The following is a 10,613-nucleotide window of genomic DNA, read 5'->3' as shown; positions in this document are numbered from 1 at the left end:
CGTGCGCCCGCCCCGGGTCGGCCGCCACGGCCGGCAGCGAGCTGAACGCCGCGTCGGCGCCGCCGCCCTCGGCGCGCACCTGCACGTGCTCGTCCTCTCCCTCCACCACATCGTGGTGGACGCCGCCTCCGCCGCCGTGCTCGCCCGCGACCTCTCCGCCCTCTACCGCGCCGAGCTCGACGGCACCCCGCCCGGCCTCCCCGAGCTCACCCACGGCCCCGCCGACCACGCCCGGCGGCACCTCGCGTCGTCCCTGGAACACCCCAAGGCTGCCGAGGACCTGAAGTACTGGCTCGACGCGCTCGGCGGCGACCTGCCCGTGCTGGAGCTCCCGCTGGACCGGCCCCGCCCGGCCACCATGACCGCCCGGGGCCGCGCCGTCTTCCACACCCTGGACCGCGAACTCTCCGACCGGCTGCGGAAGTTCTCCGCCCGCCGGCGCGGCACCCTCTTCATGACCCTGCTCGCCGGGTACGCCGCGACCCTCCACCGGATCACCGGCCAGGAGGACATCGTCGTCGGCACCCCCATCTCTCGCCGGCCGCCCGGCACCGAGAACCTGCTCGGCTTCTTCGTCAACACCCTCGCCCTGCGCCTGGACCTCTCCGGCGACCCCGGCTTCGACACCCTGCTGGGCCGCGTGCGCCGGGTCGCCCTGGACGCGTACGACCACGCCGACGTGCCCTTCGAGACCGTGGTCCGCGAGCTCGCGCCCCGCCGCGCCACCGACCGCACCCCGGTCTTCCAGACCCTCGCCGAGTTCGAGCGCGAGGACCCCTTCCGCTTCGAGCTCCCCGGCGTGCGGGCCACCCCGCTCGACGCCGGCCCGGACAAGTCCCTCACCGATCTGAGCGTGTACTTTACGGACACCCCCGACGGCGTCCGCTGCCATCTGGAGTACGCCACCGACCTGTTCGACGCTGCGACCGTCGACCGGCTCTTCGACACCTTCCACACCCTCCTCCGGGCCGCCCTCGACGCCCCCGCGACCCCGCTCTCCCGGCTCGTGGAGCCGTCGGACCACGGCGGGCCCGTGCCCCCGGAGTGGAGCCACGGCCCCGTACGGCCCGTCGCCCCCGTCACCGTCCAGCAGTTGGTCGCCCGGCAGGCCGCCACCGCCCCCGACCGCACGGCCGTGATCTGCGGCGACACTCGGCTGACCTACGGCGAACTGACCGCGCGGGCCGGGCGGCTGGCCGCCGCGATCCGGGAGCGGGCCGGCGAGCCGCGCCCCGACGACGTGGTCGCCCTCTGGCTGCCGCGCTCCGCCGACCTCGTCGTGGCCATGCTCGCCGCCCTCGAAGCGGGCCGCGGCTATCTGCCGCTCGACCCCTCCCTCGGCCCCGCCCGCGCCCGCGCCGTGATCGCCGAGTGCGGGGCGCGCACCGTGGTGAGCCACGCCGCCGGGGCCGCCCGGCTCGCCCTGCCCGACGGGCCGGCCGTCGTCCTCGTCACCGACACCGCCCGGGACCCGGCCGGCGCGCCCGCCGCCCCGGCCACCGGCCCCGAGTCGCTGTGCTACGTCGTCCACACCTCGGGCAGCACCGGCGTCCCCAAGGGCATCGCCGTGCCGCACCGCGCCGTCGTCGACCTGTGCCAGTGGCAGCACCGGCGCTTCGACACCACCCCGGCCGACCGCGCCGCCATGGTGTGCAGTCAGAGCTTCGACGCCTCCGTCCTGGAGATCTGGCCCGCCCTGACCGCGGGCGCGTCGATCACCGTCGCCGACGACGCCGTCCGGGCCGACCCCGCCGCGCTGGCCCGCTGGTACGCCGCCGAGCACGTCACCTTCTCCATCCTGCCCACGGCGCTCGGCGAGGCCGTCCTGGCCCTCGGGCCGCGTGAACAGCCGCCGCTGCGCCATCTGCTGCTCGGCGGCGACGTCCTGCGCACCCGCCCGCGCCCCGGTACGCCGTACCAGGTGCTCAATGTCTACGGACCCTCCGAGGTCACCGTGCTGTGCACCACCGAGACCGTCACACCCGGCGACCCCGGTGACCCTGGCGGCACCGGCGGCCCGCCGATCCCCATCGGCCGCCCCGTCGACAACGTCTCGCTCCTCGTCCTCGACGCGTCGGGCGCCCCGGCACCGGTCGGCGCCGTCGGCGAGTTGTACGTCGGCGGGCCGGGCCTGGCGCGGGGCTATCCGGGCCGCCCGGAGCTGACCGCGGAGCGCTTCGCCCAGGACCCCACCGGCCGCACCGCCGAGCGCCTGTACCGCACCGGCGACCTGGTGCGCTGGACCCCGGACGGCGCGCTGGAGTTCCGCGGCCGGGTCGACGACCAGGTGAAGATCCGCGGCTACCGGGTCGAACCGGAGGAGGCCGGCCGGGTGCTCAACCGGCTGGAGGCGGTGCGCGAGGCGGTGGTCCTGGCCCACCGGGACCACCGGGGCGAGGCGTATCTCGCGGCGTACGCCGTCCCCGTACGCCCCGTGCGCCCCGGCGACGAGCGGGAGACCGCCCAGCGGCTCCACGACGAACTCGCCGCGCGGCTCCCGGAGTACCTGGTGCCCCGGGCCTGGGCGATCCTGCCGGCCCTGCCGCTCACGGGCAACGGCAAGCTCGACCGCGCGGCGCTGCCGAGCCCCGCGCTGGTACCGACGCCCGCCCTCCCGCCGGCGATGGGGGCGCAGACGGAGCACGGGCCCGGGTGCGGGGCCGGGCCGGGGCCGGAGACGGCCATGACGGCCGGTACGGGGCCGGGGGCCGCCGGGGCCGTCGCGCCCGTGGCCGGCGACGGCGGCTCATCGGCCGAGCGGCGGCTGCGCGCCCTGTGGGCCGCCGAGTTCGGCGTCCCCGAGGACGGCATCGGGCCCGACACCTCCTTCTTCGACCTCGGCGGCCACTCCATCACCGCGATCCGGCTGGTCAACCGCGTCCGCGAGACCTTCGGCACCGACTACCCCATGGCCCGCTTCCACCGGGAGCCGACCGTACGGGCCATGGCCGCGTATCTCACCGGGGCCGCGGAGGCCGAGGACCGGGTGGTGAGCCGGGCGCCGGTCACCCCGCAGCAGAACGGCTTCATCGGCCTGCACGCCGAACACCCGCTGCCGCACGTGTTCAACGTCGCCCTGCGCCTCACCCTCACCGGCCGCCTCGACCTCGCCGCCCTGCGCACCGCGCTCTCCGGGCTGACCGCCCGGCACGAGGCGCTGCGCACCCGCTTCCGCCGCACCGGCGGCGGGGACGACGGGCCGTGGTGGCAGGAGGTGCTCGCCCACCGGCCGGTGGACCTCCCGGTGACCGACCTCAGCGGGCTCGAACCGGCCGCCCGGGACGCCGAGATCGGCCGGCTGAGCACCGAGGCCGCCGAGCACCGCTTCGACCTGGCGGCGGGGGTCGAACCGGTGGCGCGCCTGCTGCGGACCGCCGCCGACGGCTGGGTGCTGCTGCTGGTGCTCCACCATGTGAGCTGCGACGGCTGGGCGGTGAGCGTGCTGCTGCGGGAGTTCGCGGCCCTCTACCGGGCGGCGGCGACCGGGGAGCCGCACGGGCTGGACGAGGCCGTGCCGCAGCCGTCGCGGTACGCGGAGCGGCAGGCCGGCGGCCCGGGCCCGGCGGTCGAGCGGGCGCGGCTCGACCACTGGGCGCGCCGGCTCGACGGCGTCCCGCTGGCCGCGGACGTGCCCGTGGACCGCCCGCGCCCGGACGCGCCCAGCGGCGCGGGCGACGTCGTGGTCTTCGAGGTGCCGGCCGGCGTACGGGCCGCGGTGGAGGCCCTCGCCCGGCGGCGCGGCACCACGCCGTTCGCCGTGGCCGCGGCGGCGTACGGCACCCTGCTGGCCCGGCTCTCCGCCCAGCGGGACGTGGTGGTCGGCGTGCCGTTCGCCAACCGCCGCACCCGTGCCGACGAGGCGATGGTGACCTGCACCGCGGCGGCCCTCGTGCTCCGGGTCCGGGCGGGAGGGGAGCGGCGCTTCGCCGACGTCGTGGACGAGGTGGGCCGCGAGATCCTGGAGGCGGCCGACCACTACATGCCGGTCCGCCGCATCACGGCGGAGCTGCGGGCGCGCGGCGTCCCGGGCGTCCCGGACCGCGTCCCCTTCGGCTTCGCCTTCCAGAGCGCCCTGGACACCGGCATCGAACTGCCGCACCTCACCGTCGCCATCGACGACCTGGCGACCCGCGCCGCCCGCAACGACCTGAGCGTGGGCCTCGTCCCGTCGGGCGACGCGTACGCGGGATACGCGGAGTTCTCCACGGACATCTGGAACCGGCGAACGATCGAGAGCTGGATCGACCAGTACGTGACGCTCCTGAGCGCGGCGACGGAAGCGCCCGACGCGCTTCCGGCCACCCACACAAAGCAAAAAACCCCAGCTCAGCTGGGGTCTCTGTGAGTGTCCGAGGGGGGACTTGAACCCCCACGCCCGATAAAGGGCACTAGCACCTCAAGCTAGCGCGTCTGCCATTCCGCCACCCGGACCAGGTGTTTCGCCGCCCTGGCCGGTGGCCTTGGCGACGTGGAAAACAATAGCAAACATTCGGAGTGCCTCGATCACACGGCCGGGCGGGCGGTGGCGGGGCCGTGGAGGGCCCCGGGCCGCGGGCCGGAGATGTGACGGGCATGTGTCGGCCCCCGCGCGGCCTTGGGGTCGGGCGCCCCGCGCGGGAGGATGAGGGCGGACCCCCGCCGTGCGCGGCGTCGGCGACCCCGGCGCGAGCCCACGGCCGTGAACCACGAGGAGGCAGTGTGAGCGAGTCGACGCCGACCACGTCGGGCTTCGGCGGCGTCACCGGCGAGGACGAGGTCGTGGACCTCTGCCGGGACCTGATCCGGATCGACACCAGCAACTACGGCGACCACTCCGGCCCCGGGGAGCGCGCCGCCGCCGAATACGTGGCCGAGAAGCTCGCCGAGGTGGGACTGGAGCCGCGGATCATCGAGTCCCACCCGGGCAGGGCGTCGACCGTCGCCCGGATCGAGGGCGAGGACCCCTCCCGGCCGGCGCTGCTGATCCACGGCCACACCGACGTCGTACCGGCCAACGCCGACGACTGGACCCACCACCCGTTCTCCGGGGAGATCGCCGACGGCTGCGTCTGGGGCCGGGGCGCGGTCGACATGAAGGACATGGACGCCATGACCCTCGCGGTCGTACGGGACCGGCTGCGCAGCGGCCGCAAGCCCCCGCGCGACATCGTGCTGGCGTTCCTCGCGGACGAGGAGGCGGGCGGCACCTACGGCGCGCGCCACCTCGTGGACCGGCACCCCGACCTCTTCGAGGGCGTCACGGAGGCCATCGGCGAGGTCGGCGGCTTCTCCTTCACGGTCAACGAGAACCTGCGGCTGTACCTGGTGGAGACGGCCCAGAAGGGCATGCACTGGATGCGGCTGACCGTGGACGGCACCGCCGGCCACGGCTCGATGACCAACACCGACAACGCCATCACCGAGCTGTGCGAGGCCGTGGGGCGGCTGGGCCGGCACCGGTTCCCCGTGCGGGTCACCAAGACCGTGCGGTCCTTCCTCGACGAGCTGTCCGACGCCCTCGGCACCCCGCTCGACCCCGAGGACATGGAGGCCACCCTCGACAAGCTCGGCGGCATCGCCAAGATCATCGGCGCCACGCTCCGGAACACCGCGGCGCCGACCATGCTGGGCGCCGGCTACAAGGTCAACGTCATCCCCGGGCAGGCCACGGCCCATGTCGACGGGCGCTTCCTGCCCGGTTACGAGGAGGAGTTCCTCGCCGACCTCGACCGCATCCTCGGCCCCCGGGTCAAGCGCGAGGACGTGCACGGCGACAAGGCGCTGGAGACCAGCTTCGACGGCGCGCTCGTCGACGCCATGCAGTCCGCGCTCAAGGCGGAGGACCCGATCGCCCGCGCCGTGCCCTACATGCTCTCCGGCGGCACGGACGCCAAGTCCTTCGACGATCTCGGTATTCGCTGCTTCGGTTTCGCCCCGTTGAAGCTGCCCCCGGAGCTCGATTTCGCCGGAATGTTCCACGGTGTGGACGAGCGCGTTCCGGTCGACGGCCTCCAGTTCGGCGTACGCGTGCTGGACCGTTTCCTCGATCAGTGCTGAACCGCCGCTGAATCGCCCGACATTCCGATGAGCCGACATCGATAACGATTCGACAACATCGCGTTTTCATTTCGCTGGAATGAGTGAACGCCGGTCACGTTACGTACCCCGATTCCTCCGAGCTCGTTACAGGGTGTGCGGTCCGCGGCTGGGACCGCTTTGCCACCAAGGAGGAAGAATGATCAAGAAGGTCGTCGCTGTCGCGGCTGCCACCGGCGGTCTGGTGCTCGCCGGCGCCGGCATGGCCGTCGCCGCCGACAGTGGCGCCGTGGGTGCCGCCAAGGGTTCCCCCGGCGTGATCTCGGGCAACGTCATCCAGGTTCCCGTCGCCGTGCCGATCACCGCCTGCGGCAACACGGTCAATGTCGTCGGGCTCTTCAACCCCAGCTTCGGCAACAAGTGCGTCACTAAGTGACACACGGTCACAGCCCCGCAGGGGCGTGATCCCGCTGGCCCCGGAGCGCGCGCCACGCGCTCCGGGGCCAGCGGGATCACGGCGCGTGGGCGGCGCGCCCACGCGCGTTCGAGTGGGTAGAAGGCAGGGGAACGGAAAACAAACCTATGCGAAATGTCGCAAGGAAAAGCCTGATCACTGTGGCTGCCGCGGGGGGCGCTCTCGCCGTCGGTGGAGGTTACGCGTACGCCACGGATGCCGGGGCCCATGGCGAAGCCGCGCACTCGCCGGGGGTTCTCTCCGGAAATACGGTGCAGGCTCCGGTGCGGGTGCCGGTCAACGCGTGCGGAAATACCGTGACTGTTATCGGGGGGCTCAACCCTGCCTCCGGAAACAGTTGCGTCAATGGCGCGGGCCATGCGAAGGGACACCCCGGAAAGGGGCACCCCGACCAGGGCCACGGCCACCCGGGCAAGGCGCACGGTCACCCGGGCAAGGGCCACCACGGCCACCCCGCCCACCACGGTGGGGGCCACGGCGGCTCGGAGGCCCACGGCAAGTCCGCGCACTCGCCCGGCGTCGCCTCGGGGAACACCGCCCAGGCGCCGGTGCATGTGCCGGTGAACGTCTGCGGCAACACCGTGGACGTCGTCGGCGCGCTCAACCCGGCGTCCGGCAACCGCTGCGCCAATGTCTCGGTGGACCACCCCCACCACCCGGGTCACCCGGTGCGGCCGGACCACCCGGGCCACCCGCACAAGCCGGGCACGCCCGACCGCCCGGACCACCGCGGTGAGACCGAGCGGCCGGACCACCGGACGCCGGACGAGCCCCGGCAGCCGGAGCGGCCCGGGGGCATCGAGGGCACCGGTCCCCAGGAGAAGGCCCCCGAGGCCGGGCCGCGCCCGGTCGACCGGGCGCCGGCTCCGAAGGGCCCGGTGGCCCGCCTCGCGGAGACCGGGTCCGACGCGCTGGGGCTGGCGCTGCCGCTGAGCGGTGGCCTGCTCCTCGCCGGCACGGTGCTCTACCGCCGTACGCGCGCCAAGGCGTAACCGGGCACGTACGCGCCGTGGCGGCCGTCAGGCGCCAAGGAGCGCGGAGGAGGTGCGGGAACGACCCCCGGGAATCCGGGGCCGGTCCCCGCCTTCTCCGCGCTCTTTCCGTTGCCGGGGCTCCTTCTGCGGGGGCGCCACGGGTTCTCCCAGGGGCGCTACGGGGTTGTGCGCGCGCCCCTCACCATGTGGCGCGCAGCTGGCGGATGATCCGGCGCCGGAGCCGCACTTTCCGGCTCCCGTCCGGGTTCAGTCGAAGGCGGTCCAACTCCCACAGTCCGTACTCGGCATGGTCGGTCAACAAGCGTGTGGCGGCCTTGCGAGAGACGCCACGCGGTACATACACATCACAGAATTCGTATTCCGGCATCGCATCTATTGTGCGGGAACTGCCCCGGTACGGATAGCGTCTGCACTATGTCTGATGCTGCGCAGCCATCCGCTGCCGAGGTACGCGCCGCCGCCGAGGCGGTCAAGGCCGCGCTGGACCGTCACCTCGAGGCGGTCGAGCGACGGTCGGGCGAGGACGACCCCGCCGTCTACACCGCGTTCAACGAGCTGGCGGCGGCAGCCGAGAAGTACGACGAGCTGCTGTATGTGGCCCACGACGAGGTCACCCCCTTCGAGATCCCGAGCGACGACTCGCTGCCCGCGTACACGGGCCCGGAGGAGCCCAACGCGCTCAGCGTGCTCATCCGCCGCGACTACGCGGTGGTCGAACCGCAGCGGCTGCTCTCGCAGGCACAGCGGGTGGCGGACCTCGACCCGGACGCGGACACCGGCAACGGCACCCAGGGCAGCGGCCCGGGCAGCAGTGTGCACGCGGCCCTCGGCGTGCTCTTCGGCGAGTACGAGCCCGACGAGATCGCCTCGCGGCACAAGGAGTTCGGCCTGGAGGAGGGCGACTCCACGCTCTGGGTCATGGCCACGGACGAGCCGGCCGAGCCGGGGGAGTGGCTGAACGCCCCCTTCGAGCAGGCCGACCCGCAGCGCGTCGTCTGCCGCTTCGACGTCAGCGCCGTCTTCGACGACGACAGCGACGAGGACGACGACGGCGTGGTGGTCATCGAGAGCGCCGACGACGCCGACGACGTGCTGGACATTGGCGAGGACGATCTCGAACCGCTCGACAAGGACCGCTGAGGGGCCGCCGCGGGGTTCCTGCGGGGCGCCGTGAGGCCCGGGGCCCTTGGGCCCGGCCGCCGGGTTCCCGGCGGGCCCGGGCCCGGCCCGTGCGGCCCGGCCTTCCAGGCCCCGGGTTCCTGAAGGCCCGGCCCCCCAGGGGGCCGGGCCGCACGGCTCTCGGCCGTCAGGCGGGCCGGGGCGCCACCGAGGTCCGCAGCAGCGTGCGCAGCCGGGTGGTGCGCTCGGTGCCCGGAACCTCCGCCACCGCACGCGGCAGCGCCTGGTCCACGCCGTGCACCACGGACAGATGGCGCTCGCCCCGGCCGAACGCGGTGTACACCCACGGCCGGCTCAGCGCGCCCGCCGCGTCCCCGGGCAGCACCACGACCGCCGCCGGCCAGCGGGAGCCGACCGCCTGGTGCGCGGTGATCGCCCAACCGTGGCGCACCGCCTCGCCCACCCGCTCCCGCGGTACGACCACCGGTCGGCCGCCGCAGGCCAGCCGCAGCCCCTCGGCGTCCGCCGAGACCACCGTGCCCGGCACGGCGCGCCCCGGGGACGGCACGTACACCACCCGGTCGCCCGGGTCGAAGCCGCCGAACCGGCCGGGGCCCGGGTTGAGCCGCTCCTTGAGCGCCGCGTTGAGCACGCGGGTGCCGGCCGCGCCGCCGTGCCCCGGGGTGATCACCTGGGTGCGGTCCGCCGGTACGCCGATGGCCCGCGGCACGGAGTCCGCCACCAGCTGCACCGTGCGGTGCACCGCCTCGCCGGCGTCCCGCACCGGAACGATCACGACCTCCTTCTCGGGCGCCGCCACCTGCTGGAGCTCTCCGACGCCGATGCCCGAGACGAGCTCTCCGATCGGGCCCGGGTCCGGCGTGCGGGACGAGATCTGGGGGCAGACCCGCGCCGCGAGCAGATCGGCGAACACCCGGCCCGGGCCGGCCGATCCGAGCCCCGCCGGGTCGCCGCCGAGCACCAGCCGGGCGCCGTCCGGCAGCGACTCCACCAGCATCGCCGCGGTCTCCACGTCGAGCTGCGGCGCGTCCAGCACGGCGAGCAGGTCCAGGGCGAGCGTGCCGTCCTCGGCGCGCTCCGGGCCCTCGCGGCCGGACAGCAGGCCGTCGACGGTGAGCGCCGCGTCCTCGCCGACCGCCGCGGCCAGCCGGCGCCGACCGTCCTCGCCGTGCGCGGCGGCGTACGCCCGCAGACCCATCGACCGCGCGGCCGCCACGACGGCGGCCGGCTCGGCCCGGGCGGCCTCACCGCCGGTGTGGGCGACCAGGCCGCTGGCCGCGACGGCGCGGATCAGCTCCGCGGCGGAGGGGGAGGGGGCGGCGTCCGCGGCCGCCGCCCAGTCCGGTGCGCCGGCGCCCTCGGCGCCGCCGTGCCCCGCGGGCGCGCCGCCGGGGGCGGCGGTGCTCAGCAGCCGGGCGAGGCCGTCGGCGAGGCTCTCCTCGGCGAGGGCGTAGCGGTCCAGGCCCAGCAGCACGCGTACGGGCTCCTCCGCGGCCTCGTCGCCGTCCTCGCCGCTCACGGCCTCACCGCCGCCCGTCGCGCCGGCCGGGGTGCCTCCCGGCGGTGCCTCCAGGGCGTCCTGGAAGACGAGCACGCCGCCGTCGGCGATCGCGGCCCGCAGGGCCTCGTCCGGGTCCGGCACGGAGTGGCGCGCCAGGGCGGCGCGCAGCGCCGAGGACTCCAGCGCGGTGTGCCCGTCGAGCGCGGCGCGCTCCAGCAGATGGGCGGTGAGCGCCTGGGCCCTGCGCTCGTCCCCGGGGCCGCACGCGGCGCCCAGCAGGCCGCGGGCGAAGCCGTCCGCCTGCTCGATCCGCACGCCGCGCAGCCGCAGCAGGGACCAGGGGTCCTCGCGCAGCACGTCCGCCGCGTGCTCCCCGAGCGCCGCGGCGACGCGCGGAGCGAGCGCCTCCGGGGCGCCGCGCGGGCAAAGGTCGAGGCGGGGCGGAAACTTGGTGGGAAGGCCGCCGAGTTGCTGGCCGCCGTGCGGG

General features: G+C 75.1%; 7 protein-coding genes and 1 tRNA gene. 5 read left to right on the top strand and 3 right to left on the bottom strand.

Going from position 1 to position 10,613, the window contains the following annotated elements:
• Positions 1–79: 79 nt before the first annotated feature.
• Positions 80–4,345 (top strand): amino acid adenylation domain-containing protein, encoded by a 4,266-nt coding sequence (locus ACSNOD_RS22345; RefSeq protein ID WP_436768795.1) that lies wholly within the window; start codon positions 80–82, stop codon positions 4,343–4,345.
• 1 nt (position 4,346) lies between these two features.
• Here the strand turns inward: ACSNOD_RS22345 and ACSNOD_RS22340 are convergent.
• Positions 4,347–4,431 (bottom strand) — tRNA-Leu (locus ACSNOD_RS22340).
• A 267-nt stretch (positions 4,432–4,698) separates the two neighbouring features.
• On the opposite strand from ACSNOD_RS22340, the gene ACSNOD_RS22335 reads away from it, so the two are divergent.
• The 3 genes from ACSNOD_RS22335 (at position 4,699) to ACSNOD_RS22325 (ending at position 7,482) form a co-directional block, all read left to right on the top strand.
• Positions 4,699–6,036: a M20/M25/M40 family metallo-hydrolase gene (locus ACSNOD_RS22335; protein ID WP_436768794.1), complete on the top strand. Its 1,338-nt coding sequence runs from the start codon at positions 4,699–4,701 to the stop codon at positions 6,034–6,036.
• 178 nt (positions 6,037–6,214) lie between these two features.
• Complete coding sequence (locus ACSNOD_RS22330) at positions 6,215–6,451, top strand: chaplin (RefSeq protein ID WP_436768793.1); 237 nt, start codon at positions 6,215–6,217, stop codon at positions 6,449–6,451.
• Between the two features lie 146 nt (positions 6,452–6,597).
• Positions 6,598–7,482, top strand: a complete 885-nt coding sequence (locus ACSNOD_RS22325) for a chaplin family protein (RefSeq protein ID WP_436768792.1) — start codon at positions 6,598–6,600, stop codon at positions 7,480–7,482.
• Positions 7,483–7,663: 181 nt separating this feature from the next.
• Here the strand turns inward: ACSNOD_RS22325 and ACSNOD_RS22320 are convergent, their stop codons facing one another.
• Entirely contained in the window at positions 7,664–7,852 is a 189-nt protein-coding gene (locus ACSNOD_RS22320) for a DUF5703 family protein (protein WP_436768791.1), read from the bottom strand.
• A 47-nt stretch (positions 7,853–7,899) separates the two neighbouring features.
• Here ACSNOD_RS22320 and ACSNOD_RS22315 point away from each other — a divergent pair, with 47 nt between their 5' ends.
• On the top strand, positions 7,900–8,625 hold the full coding sequence (locus tag ACSNOD_RS22315) for a hypothetical protein (protein ID WP_436768790.1): 726 nt from the start codon (positions 7,900–7,902) through the stop codon (positions 8,623–8,625).
• A 166-nt stretch (positions 8,626–8,791) separates the two neighbouring features.
• Here the strand turns inward: ACSNOD_RS22315 and ACSNOD_RS22310 are convergent.
• The coding region (locus tag ACSNOD_RS22310) for a helix-hairpin-helix domain-containing protein (RefSeq protein ID WP_436768789.1) at positions 8,792–10,613 on the bottom strand (1,822 nt) is incomplete at its 5' end.

The organism is Streptomyces sp. URMC 123, assembly GCF_051386515.1.
Lineage (GTDB): Bacteria > Actinomycetota > Actinomycetes > Streptomycetales > Streptomycetaceae > Streptomyces.
This window is presented reverse-complemented; position numbering and strand designations above follow the sequence as displayed.

Coding starts and splice junctions, on each gene's coding strand:
- ACSNOD_RS22330 (WP_436768793.1), top strand. CDS start 6,215: ATGATCAAGAAGGTCGTCGCTGTCGCGGCTGCCACCGGCGGTCTGGTG.
- ACSNOD_RS22325 (WP_436768792.1), top strand. CDS start 6,598: ATGCGAAATGTCGCAAGGAAAAGCCTGATCACTGTGGCTGCCGCGGGG.
- ACSNOD_RS22320 (WP_436768791.1), bottom strand. CDS start 7,852: ATGCCGGAATACGAATTCTGTGATGTGTATGTACCGCGTGGCGTCTCT.
- ACSNOD_RS22315 (WP_436768790.1), top strand. CDS start 7,900: ATGTCTGATGCTGCGCAGCCATCCGCTGCCGAGGTACGCGCCGCCGCC.